General features: G+C 47.3%; 16 protein-coding genes and 1 pseudogene. 5 read left to right on the forward strand and 12 right to left on the reverse strand.

Translation table 11 applies throughout. From position 1 onward, the window contains the following. Nucleotides 1-6 precede the first annotated feature (6 nt). The 7 genes and pseudogenes from Q0135_RS03550 to sdhA form a co-directional block, all read right to left on the reverse strand. Nucleotides 7-102, reverse strand: a pseudogene (locus tag Q0135_RS03550) (hydrogenase expression/formation protein); the annotation flags it as partial. Further along, on the reverse strand, nt 99-773 hold the full coding sequence (gene cybH / locus Q0135_RS03555; protein WP_297988294.1) for a Ni/Fe-hydrogenase, b-type cytochrome subunit: 675 nt from the start codon (nt 771-773) through the stop codon (nt 99-101). The pseudogene Q0135_RS03550 and the gene cybH, both read right to left, overlap by 4 nt. 3 nt (nt 774-776) lie before the next feature. After that, on the reverse strand, nt 777-2,498 hold the full coding sequence (locus Q0135_RS03560) for a nickel-dependent hydrogenase large subunit (RefSeq protein WP_297988296.1): 1,722 nt from the start codon (nt 2,496-2,498) through the stop codon (nt 777-779). Between the two features lie 2 nt (nt 2,499-2,500). Then, complete coding sequence (locus Q0135_RS03565; protein ID WP_297988299.1) at nt 2,501-3,646, reverse strand: hydrogenase small subunit; 1,146 nt, start codon at nt 3,644-3,646, stop codon at nt 2,501-2,503. 394 nt (nt 3,647-4,040) lie between these two features. Then, entirely contained in the window at nt 4,041-4,898 is an 858-nt protein-coding gene (gene sdhE / locus Q0135_RS03570) for an 8-methylmenaquinol:fumarate reductase membrane anchor subunit (protein ID WP_297988301.1), read from the reverse strand. 10 nt (nt 4,899-4,908) lie between these two features. Beyond that, the gene (gene sdhB / locus Q0135_RS03575; RefSeq protein WP_297988303.1) at nt 4,909-5,883 is read right to left on the reverse strand and encodes an 8-methylmenaquinol:fumarate reductase iron-sulfur subunit; all 975 of its coding nucleotides are present in this window, start codon (nt 5,881-5,883) and stop codon (nt 4,909-4,911) included. Next, entirely contained in the window at nt 5,880-7,760 is a 1,881-nt protein-coding gene (sdhA, locus tag Q0135_RS03580; RefSeq protein ID WP_297988304.1) for an 8-methylmenaquinol:fumarate reductase flavoprotein subunit, read from the reverse strand. The genes sdhB and sdhA overlap by 4 nt, the downstream gene beginning before the upstream one ends. Before the next feature lie 156 nt (nt 7,761-7,916). Here sdhA and Q0135_RS03585 point away from each other — a divergent pair, with 156 nt between their 5' ends. After that, on the forward strand, nt 7,917-8,807 hold the full coding sequence (locus Q0135_RS03585) for a LysR family transcriptional regulator (protein ID WP_297988305.1): 891 nt from the start codon (nt 7,917-7,919) through the stop codon (nt 8,805-8,807). A gap of 205 nt (nt 8,808-9,012) precedes the next feature. Here the strand turns inward: Q0135_RS03585 and Q0135_RS03590 are convergent, their stop codons facing one another. Next, nucleotides 9,013-10,629 carry a phosphoethanolamine transferase gene (locus tag Q0135_RS03590; RefSeq protein WP_297988307.1) on the reverse strand — a complete coding sequence of 539 codons (1,617 nt, stop codon included), beginning with the start codon at nt 10,627-10,629 and terminating at the stop codon, nt 9,013-9,015. Between the two features lie 207 nt (nt 10,630-10,836). Here Q0135_RS03590 and Q0135_RS03595 point away from each other — a divergent pair, with 207 nt between their 5' ends. From Q0135_RS03595 to Q0135_RS03610, 4 genes are all read left to right on the forward strand, one after another. Then, the gene (locus Q0135_RS03595) at nt 10,837-11,340 is read left to right on the forward strand and encodes a PepSY domain-containing protein (protein ID WP_297988308.1); all 504 of its coding nucleotides are present in this window, start codon (nt 10,837-10,839) and stop codon (nt 11,338-11,340) included. A 13-nt stretch (nt 11,341-11,353) separates the two neighbouring features. Next, on the forward strand, nt 11,354-11,992 hold the full coding sequence (locus tag Q0135_RS03600; RefSeq protein WP_297988310.1) for a hypothetical protein: 639 nt from the start codon (nt 11,354-11,356) through the stop codon (nt 11,990-11,992). A gap of 131 nt (nt 11,993-12,123) precedes the next feature. Continuing rightward, a complete protein-coding gene (locus Q0135_RS03605; protein WP_297988311.1) occupies nt 12,124-12,786 on the forward strand; it encodes a response regulator transcription factor in 663 nt (220 codons plus the stop codon). Further along, nucleotides 12,770-14,491, forward strand: coding sequence for a HAMP domain-containing sensor histidine kinase (locus Q0135_RS03610; protein ID WP_297988313.1), 1,722 nt, complete (start codon nt 12,770-12,772; stop codon nt 14,489-14,491). Before Q0135_RS03605 ends, Q0135_RS03610 begins: the two co-directional genes overlap by 17 nt. Before the next feature lie 632 nt (nt 14,492-15,123). Here the strand turns inward: Q0135_RS03610 and Q0135_RS03615 are convergent. The 4 genes from Q0135_RS03615 to Q0135_RS03630 all read right to left on the reverse strand — a co-directional run bounded on the left by Q0135_RS03615 (nt 15,124) and on the right by Q0135_RS03630 (nt 19,810). Further along, the gene (locus Q0135_RS03615) at nt 15,124-15,264 is read right to left on the reverse strand and encodes a hypothetical protein (protein ID WP_297988314.1); all 141 of its coding nucleotides are present in this window, start codon (nt 15,262-15,264) and stop codon (nt 15,124-15,126) included. A 94-nt stretch (nt 15,265-15,358) separates the two neighbouring features. Then, the gene (locus Q0135_RS03620) at nt 15,359-16,120 is read right to left on the reverse strand and encodes an EFR1 family ferrodoxin (protein WP_297988315.1); all 762 of its coding nucleotides are present in this window, start codon (nt 16,118-16,120) and stop codon (nt 15,359-15,361) included. 135 nt (nt 16,121-16,255) lie between these two features. After that, nucleotides 16,256-17,800 carry a flavocytochrome c gene (locus Q0135_RS03625; protein WP_297988318.1) on the reverse strand — a complete coding sequence of 515 codons (1,545 nt, stop codon included), beginning with the start codon at nt 17,798-17,800 and terminating at the stop codon, nt 16,256-16,258. Between the two features lie 459 nt (nt 17,801-18,259). Beyond that, nucleotides 18,260-19,810, reverse strand: a complete 1,551-nt coding sequence (locus tag Q0135_RS03630; RefSeq protein WP_297988320.1) for a flavocytochrome c — start codon at nt 19,808-19,810, stop codon at nt 18,260-18,262. Nucleotides 19,811-19,996: the final 186 nt, after the last annotated feature.

A 19,996-nucleotide genomic window follows, 5' to 3' on the forward strand; every position in this document is an offset into this window, starting at 1 on the left:
AGGATAAAATTTATAGTTCTGCGCGAGCGCGCGGACGAAGTGCACGCCTATGCCCTCGTCCGCGTAGATGACGTTGCCGATACCCAGTACCAGCACTCTCAAGTGTGCTCTTCCTTTTTAAATTTATAACCGCTTACGATCGCATCCATCGCGCCGTCCCTGCCCTTAACGGCGTTAAAGACCGCCATATAGACGTGGATCGGCACGAAGATTATGATGATATTCATGCAAAGATGATGTATCATTCGCACTTCGCTTAGGCCGCCCATCGCAGCTTCCAGCGGGCGTAAGAGCCCGTATAACGCGCCGCCGAGCCCTTCGTGATAGACGTGCACGTATAAGATCATACCCGTTAGGCAGATTACGAACAATACTAGATAAAAGCCCAGATAGGAGATGAACTGTAGCGGATTGTAAACGCCGCGAAGATGCGGGTGCTCGCCCAAAAAGATATAGTATTTGATCTGAGCGATCCAGACGCGCGGGCTAAAAAAATCCTTGATGCTTAAAAGCTCTTTTCTGCTCTTTTTATCGAAGAAGAAAAGATAGGTTTTAAAGATCGCCGCGCCGATCATCGCAAAGCCGAAGATCAGATGCACGAATCTAAATTTAGCCTGCATAAAAAGCACCGGCTCGGGACTCACCTCGGGCGCGGTGAAAACGAAGGCGATGTAATATCCGGTAATCACCAAAATCGTAATGCAAAGCGCGCGCAGCCAGTGCGTGAGCCTAAGACCGATGGAGAACTCGTATTCCGCAAATCTTTTTTTCATCGTTTATCCTTTGCTGGGATCTACCCTATAGCAGCCGAGCTCCGCTCCTTTGGCGTCCATTACGTGCACGGCACAGGCGATGCAAGGATCGAATGAATGGATGCGGCGTATGATCTCTAGCGGTTTAGAAAGATCGGCAAGTTTAAGTCCGATCAAGCAGGATTCGTAAGCACCCATAGCGCCGTCTTTGTCTTTCGGCGTGGCGTTCCAAGTAGAAGGTACGACCGCCTGCCAGTTTTTGATGACGCCCTTTTCGATCCTGCACCAGTGGCTAAGTGCGCCGCGCGGCACGTGGCCGATATAGCGACCTTTGTACTCTTTTGAGTTATCGATTACATATTTTGCGCAGGTTTCGGTATCGCCGCTTTTAATGTTTGCGATCAAATTTTCTAGCGCAATCAGTCCGTTATCGGCTACGACTTTAGCCTCGATCATACGACACGCCGTTCGTCCAAGCGTCGAAAATACCGCCTCAAGCGGCAAGCCGGCGTCTTTTAGGAATTGATCCACGACCTTTACTACGCGCTCGTTTTTCTTGGCGTAATTTACTACGATATTTGCAAGAGGTCCTACCTGAAGCGGCTTGCCGTCGTAGCGCGGAGCTTTGATCCAGGTGTATTTGCCCTGGGTATCGAGCACCTTCGTATGTGCTTCTTTGCCGTGCGCGTCGATGCTCTGTCCGTCCTGAAGGCCTGTATAATTCGGCTCCTGTTCGCCGTCGTAAGGATGAAGCGGCGCATCGTTTTTATACCACGCATGCGTTGCCTCCTCGGTAATCTTGTTCTCATCAAGCTCTAAAACCTTGCTAATATCGCCGTTCATAATCATGCCGCTTTGAAATAGCCATTCGTTCTTTGAAAGCTGAAATTCTTGATGAGTCCATAAATTTGCCACACCGATATCATTTAGCACGCTAGGCTCATTACCGTAAGCCTTCGCAGCCATTACGAGATCAGGATAGTAGGCGCGATTTACGAAGTCTGCGACCTCTTTAAATTTAGACATATATTCGCCCAGTCTCGCAGGACTTAGGATATCCATTACGCAGGTGACGCCGCCTACGGTAAGACTTTGCGGATGAGGCTGCTTCGCACCGAATATCGCCATCATCTGAGCCGCCGTGCGCTGAATGCGCAAACACTCAAGATAGTGCGAAAGAGCGATTAAATTTTGCTCTGGGCTAAGCTTATATGTTGGGTGGCCGAAGTAGGCGTTTGCAAAAGGCCCCAAAGCGCCCTTTTTAACGAAAGCGCCCACGCGATCTTGCACCTCTTTTAGTTTATCCGCACCGCACGCATAAGGGGTATCGCAGTATTTAAACGCCTCTTCGCTTGCTTTTTTAGGATCGGCGCTAAGAGCGCTTACGACATCCACGAAATCAAGCCCGTGGAGTTGATAAAAATGCACCGGATGATCGTGCAAAAATAGCGCGTTAGCCATCAACGTGCGCGTTAGCAAGGCATTTAACGGCGGAGTGATACCGAGGGCGTTTTCTACCGCGACGATACCCGCTTTGTAATGCGAGAAGGTGCAGACGCCGCAAATTCTTTGCATAAAAAATCCCGCGTCGCGCGGATCTCTATTTTTTACTATGGTCTCAAGCCCACGCCATAAAGTGGAGCTGCTATAGGCTTCGCGGACGACGTTTTCATCATCCACTACGACCTCTATTCTTAAATGTCCCTCTATTCTGGTTATCGGATCTATTACGATTCTTTGCGACATGATTATTCCCCTTTATCTTTCTTAAATGACGCAATCGCCGCGTGTGCCGCTACCGCAACACCCGTGATCGCTAAAATTCCGACACCTATCTTATCTGCGGTAGCATCAGCGCCGAGCCCGCCGAAAACGCTTTCGTAAAGGCGATCCGCCAAAGGCTCCTCAAAAGGTCCCATATGATCCCAAAAATCAGGCTCCGAGCAGCCTATGCAGCCGTGACCAGCCTGTACCGGCCAGCTAGTGTGGGAGTTGAAGCGCTCGCGCGAGCAGTTATTAAACGTATAAGGGCCCTTGCAGCCTACTTTATAAAGGCAATATCCGTCCTTTGCGCCCGCATCGCCGAAGCTTTCTACAAACTCGCCCGCGTCAAAATGTCCGCGGCGCTCGCACAGATCGTGGATGCGCAGCCCGTAAGCCCATTTCGGTCGGTTGTAAACGTCAAGGCTTGGAAGCGTGCCGAAAAGGATGAAATTTAGCACGTTACCGACGATATTTTTTTCGCTAGGCGGACAGCCCGGGATGTTGATGACGGGTTTGTTTATGATTTTGTCCAAACCTACGGCGCCGGTCGGATTCGGAGCCGCGGCTTGGATACCGCCGAAGCTCGAACAGGTGCCGATCGCAAATATCGCCGCAGCGCCTTCGGCAGCGTGCTTGCAGTGCTGAGCTCCGCTCTTGCCCTCAGGACCCACGGTTAGGAAAAATTCATTCTCGCCGCTTGGAATTCCGCCCTCTACCATCAAGATATAGCGCCCCTTGTATTTTTCGATCGCGCCCTCTAAATTTTCCTCGGCTTGCCAGCCTGCGGCAGCCATTATCGTCTCGTGGTATTCTAGGCTGATGTAATCAAATATGAGGCTATCGATCGTAGGCGTCTCGGTACGCAGCAAGCTCTCGCTACAGCCTGTGCACTCCGCCATATGAAGCCAGATTACCGGCAAGCGATCCGCAAGCTCCGCAGCTCGTGCCACGCTCGGCGCAAATGCGGCTGGAAGCCCTAGCATCGCGGTCATCGCTCCGCTCCATTTCATAAAATCGCGGCGCGAAAAACCCTTGCTTTTAAGCCTTTCTTGTATGCTTTCCTCCGCTTTTATTCGCGGCAAACGCTCAACGGCATCAAGTCTAGCCGAAATTTGAGCTAAATCAACCATAATGTCCTCCTGAAATTTAGGATATTTTTAAATGGCATTCTATCAAAATTTAGAATTTATGCACCTTAAATTTCGTTAGATTTAATTAAAATTTTATATTTATTCATCGTCTAGCAGGTTTTAAATTTAAAAATAAAAGGCGGATTAAAATTTGCTCGGCGGGCGAAACGTTAAATTACGGCAGAGAAAGCATTAAATTTTATGAAGCGTTAAATTTACGAATCAATGAAATTTCATCCAAGAATTTTATAGTAGCGGAAAGTATTTTAGGATAAGCAGGCGTAGGTTGGATGATTTTGTGCGATACTAGCAGGCGCACTATGTGTGCGCCGTAGCGAAGTATTTTTGTAAAATCATCCGCAAATTTTAGAAAATTCTAAATATCTCCCAAAGATCAGCTTACTAGTCTCGTTGCATCTTGGATATTGATATTTAGTCCGAGCTGTTCGTTGCTTAGCCCAAGAGCAAGGCCAACCAGCTGAGATAGGTGGATGATCGGCTTTCTTACTTTAGAATCCCTTGCTTCTTGGTATCGCTCCTGATAGATATCTAGCTGCATCTGACATAGCGGACAAGGGGTAACTACGACGTCCGCTCCGTGCTCGGCAGCGTCATTTACGATCTCGCTTGACATTTTAGATACCGATTTTACCGCAGGATAGCTAGCGTGAAAGCCGCAGCAATCAAGGCGTTTTTCAAAAGGCACGATCTGAGCGCCAAGTGCGCTAACTACCGCTTCAAAGCTTTTCGGATTGGTAGAGCTCTCCTTTTTAAGCTCGCGCTCCGGTCTTAATGAGTGGCAGCCGTAAAATAGAGCTACTTTTAAGTTTGTTAGCGGTCTCGTGACCTTGGCTTTTAGAGTGTCTAAGCTTTGATATAGCACCCAAAGCAAGCTCGTTATCTCGGTACTTCCCTGATACTGCATACCGCCCTCTTTTAAAAAGGTATTGATATAGCTTTTGGCTCCCTTATCCAACGCAAGCTTTGCTTTAGTTAGAGTTAGCATACAGGTGGAGCAGGTAGTTAGCAGAGGCATATTCATACCCTCGGCTAGCGCGATGTTTCTGGCATTGGCTACTAAGCTTGCCATAGGATCGACGCATTGAGCTTGACTAGCTCCGCAGCAGCTCCAGCCTTTTATCTCATGAAGTTTAATACCCAGCACTGGAGCGATCGCTTCAAGTGAAATTTTAGATTCCTTTGCGGCTTGACTTAAAACGCAACCCGGGAAAAATGCAAATTCGTTATTCATCCTCTCCTCCTTATTCTATCTCGCCACTAGCTTGAGCTTTGCGTGCGGCCTCTATCATCTTAACGAGTCCTGCATGTCCTTCAATCTCCTCGCCTCCGAATACGTGCAAAGGATTCATCTTGCCCGCAGCCATTAAATTTGCCGCTACGTCCATCTTGCCCATATTTGCAAATACGCCTTCGCTTCTTAAAGCAAGCTTGATCTCGTTTAACCTTCCGCTTCCCTCTACGATGTCTAGCAGGAATGCTTCCGCATGTCCTGGACCGCTTCCTGCGGTAAGTCCTTTTTTCATCGCTAAGGCGCGAAGTGCGGTAATATCGCTTTGAGCGCTTATACCTTTAGGGCAGCGATCAGCGCACTCTTGGCAGTGTACGCATAGCCATAATCCGTTTAGCACTGCAGGCTTTAGATGAGGCATAGCGTCCCTGCTTCTTGAATCAAATGCGGCACGGTTAGCATGCGTAAAAACAAAGGGTTGCATATAATCGCTCGCATCGGCTCCAAGTTTATTGCATTCGCTAGCGCAGCAGCCGCAAAGTATGCAATCCCACTGCTTTTTTACGCGTTCCATCTGCTCAGGGCTTTGTTTACAGCCCTTTTCGGCGCTAAATTCTTTCTTAGGAGTAATAGTAGGTTTAATCTTTCTTAAATTTTCGATACTAGGTTCCCAATCCACTACTAGATCCGAGATCACTCGAAAATTATTTAGCGGAGAGATCGTAAAGCTATCGGGGTTCTCATACTCTGCAAGCAGAGCCTCCATTTTGGTATCGCAGGCAAGATATGAGTGTCCGTTTACCCTTACGGCACAGGCTCCGCATATCGCCATACGGCACGCTGCGGTAAAATTTAAAGTGATGTCTAAATTTTGCTTTATAAATTGCAAAACTCCAAGCAGGGTCTTTCCTTTTATCTGCTCTAAACTAAGCTCATAGGCTTGCTTATAATTTTTGCTTCCGTCGAAGCGGTCTATGATAAATTTCATTGAGGTTTCCTTCCGTCAAGAGAGAATTCCGTAACGACGACCTCTTTGTAGCCCAAGCTTAGCTCTCCTGCGTCGTTCATCGTCACGATACTGTGCTTTAAGAAATTTTTATCGTCGCGCTTCGGATAGTCCTCTCTGGTATGTGCGCCGCGGCTTTCCAGCCTCTTTTGCGCAGCCAAACACGCACAGCGCGCAAGCAGGATTAAATTTCCAAGCTCGACGTAGTCGGTAAATGCGGTATTCATAACTGGATTTACATCCGCGACGCGTAGCTCGTCGTAGCGCGCCTTAATGCCTTCTAAATTTTGCGAAAGCAGATCGAGCTTCTCGCCGGTTCTAAAGATGCCCATATTGTCCCAAAGCTGCGCGCCTAGCTCTTCGCGCAACTCATACATCTCGTTTGCCTTGCCCGAGCCGTTTGCGATCTGCTTAAATTTAGCCTGCCATTTTTGCGCCAGCTCGCTCGCTCTTTTACCCGAGCCGAATCCCTCCTGCTTCGCGGCATAATCCGCTGCGCCTAGTCCTGCGAGTTTGCCCGTAACGACTGCGTCGGTCAAAGAATTTCCGCCCAAGCGGTTTGCGCCGTGGATCGAAATGCAAGACGCTTCGCCCGCGGTGTAAAGCCCCGAAATTTTAGTGCTCATATCGCCGAATTTAGACACTTCGATGCCGCCCATCGAGTAGTGTGCGGTCGGACGAATCGGAATAGGCTGTTCGATCAGATCGATACCCTCAAACAAAATGGCGGTGTGTCTGATCTTAGGAAGGGCTTTTAAAATTTTATCTTTTCCGAGGTGCCTTACGTCAAGCAGCACGTATGCGCCTAGCCCCTCGCCGTATCCCCTGCCCTCGCGGATTTCGGTTTCGATCGCGCGAGCTACGACATCGCGCGGCGCAAGCTCCATCTTTTCGTGGTAGTTTTTCATAAAGCGCTCGCCTTTGTTGTTGAGCAGATATCCGCCCTCGCCGCGTGCAGCTTCGGTAATGAGCGCGCCGCCGCTTTTGATACCGGTCGGATGAAACTGCACCATCTCCGGATCGCTGAATCCAAGACCTGCGCGCAGTGCAGCCGCGATACCGTCGCCGGTAGCGATATAAGGCACCGAGGTGCGGTTGTAAAACATCCTCGTATATCCGCCCGTTGCGATTACCAAGGCTTTGCAAAGCACGGGATAAAAATCGCCGGTTTGGATATTTCGAAGCACGACGCCCTCGCATTTGCCGTCAGGAGCGCTGATCTCAAGCAACTCGTGATCGATTAGAAATTTCACGCCGTTGCTAACCGCATCGTCAAAACAGGCGTGCATCAAGATATGACCCGTCTTATCGGCGGAGTAGTTGCATCGTTTTTTAGACGCGCCGCCCATAAAGCGCTGTGCTACGCCGCCAGGGACGCCGCTTTCTTTGCCGTCCACGCCGCCACTGGCGTTTCTGGAAAACAGCGTGCCGATATAATCCATCTCGGCAATCGTAGGGCCTGCAAGCTCGCAAAATTTAATCGCGGCGTCCTGATCTACGAGATATGCGCCGCCCTTTACGGTGTCGTAGGCGTGAAGCTTATATGAATCGCCGTCACTAAAACTCGTAACGCCGTTGATACCGCCTTCCGCCATACAGGTGGCGTTGCGCGAAGGCATCATCTTCGTAGCTACTACGACGCTGAGATTTGGATTACTCTTTCTTACCGCTACGGCTGCACGTAGACCCGCGCCTCCCGAGCCGATGATAAGTACGTCCACGCTAGGAAGGCTGCCTTCGTTGCCGCCGCCTCCGCTTTTACTTTTGTCGGTATCCACGCAGCCGCTAAGGCTAAGCGCGCCGACGCTGATACAGGCCGATTTCAAAAAATCGCGTCTGTTGAAATTTGATTCACTCATTTTCCTCTCCATTTGAGAAATTCTTAGTTTAAGTTTAAAGTTCTAAACTAAAAGCGTAATTTTAGTTTCATTTTTAACATAAGTCAAATATTATTTAGTGTATCATTTCATAAGAATTAAATTATCAATTGGAGAGGCTAAATGAATTTGCATCGCATGGAGCTAGTATTAAAAGTAGCAGAATTCCGTAGCTTTACTAAGGCTGCCGAGGCACTTAAAATCCCGCAGCCGTCGCTATCACAGAGCATTTTATCACTGGAACGTGAGCTTGGAGCGCAGCTTTTTAACCGCACGAGTAATCCCATTTCGCTTACGCACGCGGGAAAAATTTATGCTAGTAAAGCCAAAGTCATTTTTGATGCCATAAACGACCTAAAAAACGATATCTCTGAAATAAGCGGCGTAAAAAATGATAAAATTCGCATCGGTTTTTCGCAAAACGGCTATAATCTACTGCCGTCGCTACTGCCGATGTTTTGCAAGAAATTTAAGGATTCGGATCTACAAATCACGCAGTTTTCTTCTGCGCTTAGCATTCGCGAAATGCTACTTCAAGGTGATCTTGATGTCGGTATGCTGATACTGCCCATCGATATGAGCGGGCTTGACGGGGTTAAAATTCTAACGCAAAAAACCTATGTCGCTCTAAGCTCCACCCATCCGCTCTCGCTTGAGTTTAAAAACGAATCTATTCCCAAAATTGACATTTCGCGCTTAAAAGAGGAAAGATTTATCCTGCCTAATCAAAGCCTAAGAAGCGCCGAGCAGATAGATGCATTTTTTGCCGCCGCAGGCTTTGCGCCGAAAGTGCTGTGTCGTACGGAGACCTTTGATATCGCCAATGCTATCGTCGCAAGCGGCGCAGGAGCGTGCTTTAGCATACCGCAGATGATAAAAGAAGATAAGGCAAGTAGGATAAAGCTCTTTGATGTAGGCGCGCGCGAGCTCGATAATACGCTGATAATCGCCTACAAAAAAGGCAAACGTCTAAACCATCTAGCGCAAGCATTTATCAAAACCGCGCAAAAAATCGCTAATGAAATTTAAAAATTTATAGCTCTCAACGATAAATGAGAGATTGAGCTTTTGCGGTACTTTGCCTCTGCATTAGCTTTTGCATAAAAAATTTTAGAGCAGATTTTGCTCAAGTTTAGGTAAAATTTCAAACTAAGCTTAAATTAGAATTTTGCCAATAAAATTTTTTATTGCTAAAATTTCACTCACAATTTACGACGGAATTTAGAGCGAAATTCTAATTTTTCACTCCATTTAAAATATCCAAATCCTTGTTATACACCTTGGTATCTACTTCAAAAATTCCAAGCAGCGTGTGAAAAAGATTATCGTGCGAAAAAGCATCGTCCTTATGCGATTTAAGTACGCTCAGATCGTATCTTTCGCGCATTTTTCCCTCACCTAGCCAAACAATCGCACCGATATGCTTTTGCGCCTCGGGAGCGAAAAGATAGGGCATGCCGTGCAGATAAACGCCGCCCTCGCCGAGGCTCTCGCCGTGATCGCTCATATAGATCATCGCCGTTTCGTGCGTCTTAGAATATGGTTTTAAAAATTCTACAACCTTGCTTAAAAAATAATCCGTGTATAAAATCGCGTTATCGTAGGCATTTGAAATTTCTTGCTGCGAGCAGTTTTCAAGCTCGTTATCGCGACAAACGGGGCTAAATTTTTCAAATTCTTTCTTATAGCGCTTAAAATACGCAGGCCCGTGATTGCCCATCTGATGCAGCACGATTAATACATCTTTGCCCGCGTTTTCGGCGATAAATTTATCAAGCCCCGCAAGCATCCCCTCATCCCTGCACTCCACATCGCAGATCGGATTATTTTGCGGAATTTTAAAATCCTGATATTTTACGCGCAGCGCCACACCCTTGGAATCGGAATTGTTATCGCGCCACAAAATCGCCATGTCATCAGCGCGGTTTAGTATGTCTAATACGTTTTGCTCCTCTGCGGCCTTTTCAACGCTAAATTCATCGCGATTTAGCAGCGAAAACATGCACGGCACGCTTTGCGCCGTCGAAGTGCCGCAAGAATGGGTATTACTTAGGCTTACGACGCCCTGCTCTTTGGCTAGTAGCGGATTAGTATCTCGCTCGTAGCCGTTTAGCGAAAATCTATCCGCTCTCGCCGCTTCGCCCACGACTACGACGACGAGCTTTTTTGGGCTTGTAGAATTTTCATCGATATGCGCGTCCATAGCGATTTGCATCAGAGGCTGTGAGCCCTGCTTTTTAGATTTCGCGGCAAATTTAACGCCGCTGTAGATCCAATATCCGGGATTTGCGTAGCTGCGTAAAATTTTATGCTCTCTGAAAAATGACGCGTAGTATTTGCTAAATCCAAAAAGCAGCGCCGCGATGATCGCTATGCAAATGCCTGCCGCTTTGAGCTTAGCTAAAATTTCAAATTTAAGCGGACGGTATCTAACGCGCAAGCGAGCGATCAGCACGCAGGGCAAGACGCCCAGCACCAGCACGTAAATCGCCAGTCGCAGACTGAAAAGATCCGCCGACTCGGCAAAGTTCGTCTGGGCTGCGTTACGGATCATCTCCGAATCGATTACGACGTTATAGCTATCCATGAAATACGCCGTAAACGACGAAATAAAAAAGCATATCATCAAAATCGGCTTGGTTGTATAACGCGAGCTAAAAATCGTAAAAAATAGTGTCAAAAAAGCGATCAAAGCCGCCATGTCGCAGACAAAATAGATAAAATTTAGCCCTGAAATTCCGTAGGCATTTATGATATTTTTGAAAAACGAGAAGTTAAAAAATGCCACAAAAGCAAGCGAGCTTAGAAAAATAAGCTTCTGCTGCGACGGATTTTTGAAAAAACTAGGCACGAAGCGTTCCTTGAGATAAAATTTCAAGTTGAAATTTTACGGCGTTTTGGTAAATGCTCGGAAATTCCGCGCTTTGTATCTCACAAATCGCAGCAAAATTTTTGTGAAATTTTAAAATTCCGCGCGTATTCATCTTAGCTTCATCTTGGAATTTTAAAATTGCGCCATCCAAAATAAAATTTGGAAATAAAATCAAAAGGATTAAAGATGAAAAATCTTAAAGCTTTAGGCGCGCTCGCCGCTACATTCGCCCTTGCGGGTGCATTAAACGCAGGAAACTTTAGCGAAAAAGATGCTAAAGTTTCATTCGATCAAGCGATAGGGATCGCACAGCAAAACTTTGGTGACGCGACTATAAAAAGCGTAGAAATCGACGATGAGCACGGAAGGCTCGTCTATGAGATAGAGTTGCATAAAGAAGGTAGCGAAAACGAGATCAAAATCGACGCTCAAAGCGGCGAAATTTTAAAGACTCAAACGCAAAAGAAGCTAAAGCCTAGTAAAATTGATTATTCGCAGGTCAAAATCAGTGCCGCAGACGCTCGCGCCAAAGCACTTAGCGCAAACGCCAGCTGGGATTTTCGCGAGGTCGATTTAGAAAGTAACGGTGGTAAGCCCGCATACGAAGTCAAACTACGCCAGGGCATGAGCAAAAAAGAGGTGCTAATCGACGCTGCTACGGGCGAGCAGATCTTGCAGCGTCAAAAATAAGCAAAGGCGTGAGATGAAAAATCAAAGTTTAAAGGGTGGAACAGATAGCTCCGCCCAAACTAGTGAGGCTTTGGATGCTAGGGATTTTAGCATAAACAAAAACGCTGATGCTATAACTTATGGTACCCAAAATGTAGACGCAGCTAAAAATTTAGATGAAAATGCGCAAGATTTTTCGGTAAATTTAGCAAGCGAAACAAGCGAGCGGAATCTCGCGCCCTGCGAGCAAAATTCTAAAGATTTTTCTAGCGTGGAATGTTGCGAAAATCAAAAAATTTCTGCGGATGCGAAAGATTATAAGGACGAGCGGAATTCTTTGCAGACGCAAGACTTATCAAGTGTACGAAATTTCACTAGCGAGCAAAATTTCGCCGATACGCAAAATTTTTCAGATATAAGTAATTTAGCAAGCGCGAAAGATTATGCCAGCGCAGCAAGCTGCGCAGAGGTTTGTAATTCTTGCAAGCCAGTGCTTTGCAGCCGCTGTAAACGCGAAATCGCTAAGCAAAATTTCAAGCTTGGCTGCGTAGGATTTGGGCTTTTTGCGCTAAATATCGCAGCAGGCGCACTAAATTTTTTAGGGCAGTTAGGAAGCATAGCGGATAAAAAGGCAAGCGAGATTAGAGCTAGACAAAAGGCATCTGCGAATTAGCGCAGCTCCCAACGCTACTGAAATTTAGTGGTGCATAAAGCGAGCAGGTTTACACATCTAAGGCGCCGCAAAATTTATACGTTTTTGGCTAAAATGGCGGATTAGAATTAGCAAAATTTTAAAGGAGCACTTTGAGAATTTTACTTGTCGAGGATGAAAAAGATCTAAATCAAATCATCGCAAAATGTCTGAAAAAGAACGGCTACAGCGTAGATTGCGCCTTTTGCGGCAAGGAAGCGCTAGAGTTTTTGGATGTCGCGAAATATGACGCTATCGTGCTTGATGCGATGATGCCCGTGATGGACGGCTTTGAGTTTTTGAAGGCGGCGCGGGCGCGCAGACTGGGCACGCCGGTTTTATTTTTAACTGTGAGGGGCGCCAAAGAAGATATCGTCGCAGGGCTTGATATGGGCGCAGACGATTATATGGTTAAGCCCTTTGATTTTCGTGAGCTTTTGGCGCGACTTCGCGCAATTATCAGGCGTAAAAACGCTACTGCGGATAACGAAATTGTCATAAGGCAAGTGCGCCTAAATCTAAGCAAAAAATTGGTCGTCTGCGCGGGCGAGGTAGTGGAGCTAACGGGTAAGGAATATAGAATTTTAGAGCTTTTGATGCTAAATCGCGGTGCGATTTTGAGTCGAGAACAAATCGGCGAGAGCATTTGGGATTTTAGCGACGAAACAAGCTCAAATGTTATCGATGTTTTAATCAAAAATATCCGCAAAAAGCTAGGCGAGCACGGCGATATAATAGAAACGAAGCGAGGGCTTGGCTATGTCGTGGCAAAATAGCAAGATTTGTATCAAAATTTCGGCGATTGCGAAGCAGATTTTTGTCACTACGGCGCTTTTCATATTAAAATTCGTGCGAAATTTTAAACAGAATTTTACGCATAATTTTGCGTGTTTAAAGAAAAGCTGCAAGAAAAATCTCACGCAAAATATCGAGTTAAACCGGGCTCTAAATTCTACTCAAAGCCAGGCGTCAAATTTTAAACGGAATTCCACGCAAAATCTGGCATCAAATTCCGCGCCAAATTTTTCTGCTACAAGCGCAATGCCTGATCTAGCGCAAAATTCTAATAGCGTCCTCGCGCAAAGTCAAGAACAAAATTTCGCGTCTAAAATCTCGATAAGAAATTTTACTCAAGCCTTAGTCCTTGCATTCTCAACTGCTAAAGAGAATTTTATCTCGCGCGCGCTACCTATCAGCCTACGCGTGACGCTTTATTATAGCGTATTTATTTTGGCGCTTGCAGGCGCTATTATCGGCATTTGCGGATATATTTTAGACGAAGTATCAGGAAGCTCCGTCAGCCAAAAAAAGCTTGCCCGCTTAGTGCAAAAAGCCGCGCGCGATGGAAAATTTAAAAGCTTTGATGACGGTGTATTTTTCTACGAACATGACGGACAAGGCGGCGTAATCACAGGGTTTGTGCCTAAAGGCTTCGAGCCTGCGATGCCGCTCTCGCCTCAAGGCGCGCGCGAGGTGGAGCTTGATGACGACGAGTTTTTCTATTACGACGCGCAGATCAAAGGGCGCAGTGCATGGATACGCGGCGTCATCGCAGTTAGCGAGTTTGAGCTTGCGATGAAGCGCGTGATGCTGATCGCTCTTATCCTATCGCCGCTATTTGTGGTGCTCGTCATCTACGGCGGCTACGCGATCATAAAAAGAGCGTTTAAGCCCGTGCGCGCTATGTCGTGTACAGCTAGCGAGATCGGAGCTAGCGGCGATTTTACGCGGCGAATAGAACTACCGCGAGGCAAGGATGAGCTAAGCGCGCTCGCAGCTACGTTTAATGAAATGCTAGCATCGCTGCAAAGCGCGTTTGAGCGCGAGCGGCAGCTAAGCGCCGACCTTTCGCATGAGCTGCGTACGCCCGCTACCGTCATACTGGCTCAAAGCGACTACGCCCTAGCCTACGAGCAAGACGCGAGCGAGGCAAAGGAGAGTTTCGCGGTCATCAACAATCAAGCGCGTAAAATTTCGGCGCTAATAGAGCAAATTTTAGAGCTTGCCCGCTTGCAGCGCGGCGCGCGTTTGGCACCCGTAAGCTTAAGCAAAATCGCAAGCGAGTGTGCGCAAGACTTTCAACTTTTGTGCGCACAAAAAGGGCTAAGCTTTAGCTCGCAGATAGCCGAGGGCGTGCGCGTAAACGGCGATGAGCTGCTTTTGATCAGGCTGATTAACAACCTTTTAAGCAATGCTTTAAAATTTACGCGCAGCAGCGTCGCTTTAGAGCTTTGCGTCAGTGCAGACGCGTGCGAACTTAGCATAAGCGACGACGGAGAGGGCATAGAGCCCGCTTTGCAAAATAAAATTTGGGACAAGCTCTATCAAATCGAGCGCTCCAGAAATCGCGAGCAAAATAGTGGCGCGGGGCTCGGGCTAGCCATCGCCTCACAAATCGCAAAAATCCATGGCGCGCAGATTTCACTACGTAGCGAAGTAGGACGCGGAAGCAAATTTAGCGTGGAGTTTAAGAAGGTTTAGGCGGTTTTGTGGGCTTGGTGGCGTAAAGAAATGCTGGGCGGCGAAATTCTTAAAATTTTATCGCCTATTGTTGCTTAAAATTTAACGGCTATAGCCGTATATAGAGGCGATAGTGTAATTTTAAAATTAGGCCGGCGTCGCCAATAATATCGGATGATTTTTGCGATAGTCGTGCGCTTTTAAATTTAAATGGGCCAAATTTTAAAATTTAGTTTTACCGCGAAATTCCGCGGCGAATTAATAAGGCAAGGCGCGGCATTTTGCCCTTAGGCGAAGTGATAAGGCAAGCGCTTTATAGCTTAAGTGGGCCGGCGCGGGTAATTTAAGAATTTTGAGATATGCGGTAAAATAAGCCTTCGCTGAAATTTTACGGCGCAGTATTACAGAATAAACCTTTGCTAAAATTCTAAGACGCCACATTCGGCTCTAGAGAATTTAAATTTAGGAGTATCTAGCGACCGAGTAAAAATTTAAATACGGAGTAAAAAAGACGGACTTGAGATTTAAGGCCGCCTACATAAGCGAAATTTTGTCTTTTTGCCCGCCTCTCTCTTGCAGCTTACGGCGATATAATCAAAGCCGTTTGCCTTACCTCGCCCCATGAGGCAGCCCCGTCGTTTATCAGTATGACTCTACCACGCTCGTCTGTCTCGTATTCTTTTGTCGTAGTGATTGCTGTAGCCAAATTTTACGCGGGTCTTGCACGGCGGCAGGTTAAATTTCACTAGCTCGCGGCGAGTTACTTTTTCCGCATCGAGCTTGTCGCGAAACATCGCGCTTTAGCCGTGCGAAGCGCTGTTAAAAAGTAAAATTTCCTCGCCCGTTGTTACGCATTTTATTGCGAACTTGTGAGGCATGAGCTCGTCCTCATAAGTCTGCGGCGATGGACTTTTCTAAATTTTTCGCCCTGCCTAGGATCGTAATCGCTTTGCGCTTACATATATTTACGCACCTGTAGCAAAGCGTGCACTCATCGCCGAATTGCGCCTTTTTGCAAGCGAGCTTTATGTTTCGCATCGGGCAGGGTTTGACGCAAGCCCCGCATCCGCTGCATCGCGATGGATCGAGGCTCGGCTTGCGCTTAGCAAAGGGGCCTTTATCCCAAATTTTCATCCAAAGCCGCTGTCCTAAAAACCCTGCGATACGACAAAGCGCGCTCAGCCCCTCTTGCGGCGGACGGCCTGCGATAAGCGCCTTCGCAACGCGTCTGACTTTAGCGTCCGCCTCTTTGATTATGCGCTCGTTTTTCGCTTGCGAGTAGCTAAAAATCGCCACATCGAGGATGAACGCGGGCATTTTGATATGAGCGCCGCCCGTTATGTTTGCGCCGAATTGTTTTAAAACTCTAGCCGCGCACCCTGCCCCGTCGCCGCTGAAAATCTCCATCGTAGCGAGGATGAATACGTTTTTGCCGCTAAAGCTCGCGCCGTTTTGGTAGAGGAAGTCGCGCACGATACGCGGTAGGTCGCTAAAATAGACGGGATATGCCAAAATGACGTCATTGTGGTGCTTTAAAAGCTCATTGCAAGCCTTGCTCTCGATCGAGACGCAAACGCCGCCAAGATGAGCGATGAGCCTACCCGCGCAATGCTTCGTGTTGCCCGTGGCGCTAAAATAGATCGCTATCATGCCCGCCCCCCAAACTATGCGAATTTCGGTGAAATTTAACCCTTACCGAACGAATAGAATTTTACGTTTCTTTTGCATAAAATTTTAAAATTTAGACGCGACAGCGAAATTTAAATATGCCGTCGCACCCTAAATTCAGATATTTTCTGCCGCCACCATGCCAAAAACCATACAATCAGCCATGCTCATAGTACCGAGCCTACTTGCGCCGTGAACGCCACCGGTGATTTCGCCCGCTGCATATAGCCCTGCGATCGGCTCGCCGCTAGCCGCGTCAATAACCTGGGCTTTGGTATTGATCTGCACGCCGCCCATGCAGTAAAGAATTTTCGGGCTTGTTTGGCACGCATAAAATGGAGCTTTTGATACGTCGATACCGCCTACATCGGCTTTTGTCAAAGGCTTGCCAAACTCCGGGTCGCTTCCTGCTTTGACATAGCCGTTAAAATCCGCGACGGTTTTTAAAAACGGCTCCAGCGGAATTTTATAAAATTTTGCAAGCTCTTCCAAGGTATTAAATTTTTTAATTGAGCCTGCTTCTACACCTTTTGATGTATAGACCGGATTATTTGCATCAACTGCGGCTTGATCGCAGATATTTACGGGATAGTTGTCGTTATTTTCGCTCTCCGCCATGCATTTAAAGATCGCTTCGGTTTTGATCTTGCGCCCTGCGTGCTCATCCATAAAGCGTTTGCCGGTCTTTGGATCGACGGTTAGACCATAGTCGTTAGCGCAGTGATTTGAAAATAGCGCAGAAGTACCAAATCCCTTCTCGCTAGGATTAGTATAAGGATTTAGTTGAATCCAGCTGAGTTGCAAAGGATTCGCACCTAGCTTCATCGCCGCGATAAGCGCACCTGCGGTAGCGCCTGGTTGGCTTACGGTTTCGATATTGTCTTTTAGATACGGCACCTGCTGCGCGCGAAACCATTTATCCGAACTGTATCCGCCCGCAGCCAAAATGACACCATCTTTGGCTTTAAAAAATTTTACTTCGCCGCTTTTGTTTTCCCTATCGTCGCTAGCAAGCTGCGGATCGAACTTATATTCTTCGCGACACTTCACGCCTACGACACGGCCGCTGTCATCTACGACAAAATCATCAAATTTAGTACGCTTCTTGATTACAGCATTTGCATTTTCCTCGATCGCCTTATGCATCGGCTGGATGTAGCCCGAGCCGCTGGCGTTTTTGGCCTGTACGGCGCGCTTTAGCGAGTGTCCGCTAGCAGATATCACCTTGCCCGAAAACTCCACTCCGATGCTTTTTAGGTATTCAAAAGCATCGCCTGCACGGTCGTAGATGACGCCTAGCAAATCTACGTGATTTAAATTTAGCCCGTCTTTTAGGCAATCTGCGATGAAAGCATCCTTACTATCCGTGATGCCCGCGGCTTTTTGGAATTCGTTATTTGGCACCGCCATATTGCCGGCGTTAATGACGGAGTTACCGCCCGCACGACCCATCTTTTCGATCATAAGCACTTTTTTGCCGCGCTTAAGAGCCTGAAGCGTCGCCATCGAGCCTGCAAAACCGCTACCGATAACGACAACATCATATTCTTCGTCAAATTTTACGTCTTTAGCGTTTTGTGCTGCACTCGTACTGCTTGCAGCTAAAGCCAGAGCTCCCGTCGCGCCGATTTTAATAAAATTTCGTCTTGAAATTTCTTGCATTTTTTGCTCCTTGCGTTGAAATTTTATAGATTATACACCCACGTAGCGAAATTTAAAATTTAACGTAAAGACTTAGTGATAGAATTTTAAAAATTTAGAAAAGAAAATTTTAAAAGCGCAAATTTAAAGCGAATAAATTCCGCTCCGCTAGCCGAAATTTAGGCGTAAATTTTAAAATTTACGGCGCACGGATTTGCTCGCCGCCTGTGCGAAATTTTACCGCCGCTATAAAATTTTAAAGTGCGCGGTATTCAAATTTAAAACTCGCGCCGTAGAATTTTAAGTGCTTTAAATTTTAAAATATTTTAAAATTCCGCGGCACGCTTTGCGGCTTTGCTTCTAAATTTTAAAGACCACACATAGTATTTCGGCGCAAAGCACGCACCGCTACTCCGTGCCGAAATTTAACAAAGCATGCGTTTACGCCCGCTTCGTGCCGAAATTTCGCAGGTGCTAAATTTAAGCCCCGATTGTTTCGCCCGCGATCATTCCGAAAACCATACAATCAAGGATCGCGTAGGTTCCGAGCCTGCTCGCGCCGTGCACGCCGCCGGTTACCTCGCCCGCAGCCCAAAGCCCTGGGATCGGCTCGTGAGTAAGGCTCGAGATGACCTGAGCTTTGGTGTTGATCTCAAGTCCGCCCATCGTGTGGTGCACCTTCGGCATCGTGCGGCTTGCGTAAAACGGCGGTTTGGAAACGTCGATGCCGTCCAGTTTATCGACAACCTTGCCGAATTCCGGATCTTTGCCAGCTTTGACGTAAGAGTTATAATCCGCGACGGTCTTTAAAAACGGCTCCAGCGGCAAGTTATAAGCCTTCGCAAGCTCCTCTAACGTGTCAAATTTCTTCACGACGCCTGCTTCCAGCGGTCTTGATGTATAGACCGGGTTACGCGCGGCGACGGCTTGAGAGTCGCAGACGTTTACCGGATAGTTGTCGTTTTTCTCGCTCTCGCCGATAACCTTAAAGCAGGCGTCCGCCTTGATCTTGCGCCCTGCGTGCTCGTCCATAAAGCGTTTACCCGTCTTTGGATCGACGGTTAGACCGTAGGTGTTGCAGCAGTGGTTGGTGAAATTTACCGCAGCGCCGAAGCCCTTTTCATCGGGCGAGCAATATGGAAGGAACTGAATCCACGACGTTAAAAGGGTAAATGCGCCGATTCTGTTTGCCGCTAGCATCGCTCCTGCCGAGCTTCCCGGATGGTTGGTGCTGTCTATGCTAGGCACTACGCGCGGATCTTGGATCTGGCGGTACCATAGATCGCGTCCGTATCCGCCCGAGGCTAGCAAAACGCCGTCTTTGGCTTTGTAGCTCTTTTTTTCGCCGCTTTTGTTTTCCAAATCGTCGCTAAAAAGTTTCGGATCAAATTTATACTCCTCGCGCGCTTCTACGCCTACAACGCGGCCTCTGTCGTCCACGATAAAATCGTCAAATTTCGTGCGGGTCTTGATCGTGACGTTAGGATCGTTTTGAAGCTTGTTCATCATCGGTTGGATGTAGCCAGAGCCCGAGCCGTTGGTTGATTGCAAGCTTCTTGCGACGCTGTGGCCGCTTTCAAAGATCAACTTATCGCTAAACTCCGCTCCGCAGCTAGTTAAAAGATCCACCGCATCGTTGCTGCGATCAAACATCACGCCTAAAAGATCGGTATGGTTAAGCCCGAGCCCGTCTTTTACGGCATCGGCGATAAAAAGCTCCTTGCTATCTTTGATGCCCTGCGCTACTTGAAATTTATTCATCGGAGCGGCCATGTTTCCGCCGTTGATGACGGAATTTCCGCCCGCGCGACCCATCTTTTCAAGCACTAGCACCTTTTTGCCGCGTCCGCTGGCTTTAATCGCCGCGGCAAGCCCCGCAAAACCGGTGCCGATGATGACGATGTCGTATTCCTCGTCAAATTTGACATCCTTGACGTTTTGTGCCGCGCACGCGCTACTAGCTCCCAGCGCAAGTGCTCCGGCGCCAACCGCGCTAATCTTTAAAAAACTACGTCTTGATACGTCTTGCATTTGCAACTCCTTTAATTAAAAGTGTATATTTAAAAGAAATGATAACTCGAATTTAAAGGTAAGTCAAATAGAATAACGTTATAAATAGATAGTAAAAAGCTATGAAATAATATAGGCATTGATATAAAATTTTGAAATTCGGCTGACGGGCAGGATTGAAATTTTAAAATTTTATCGAGCGCTCGT

Source organism: uncultured Campylobacter sp. (assembly GCF_937981295.1).
GTDB lineage: Bacteria > Campylobacterota > Campylobacteria > Campylobacterales > Campylobacteraceae > Campylobacter_B.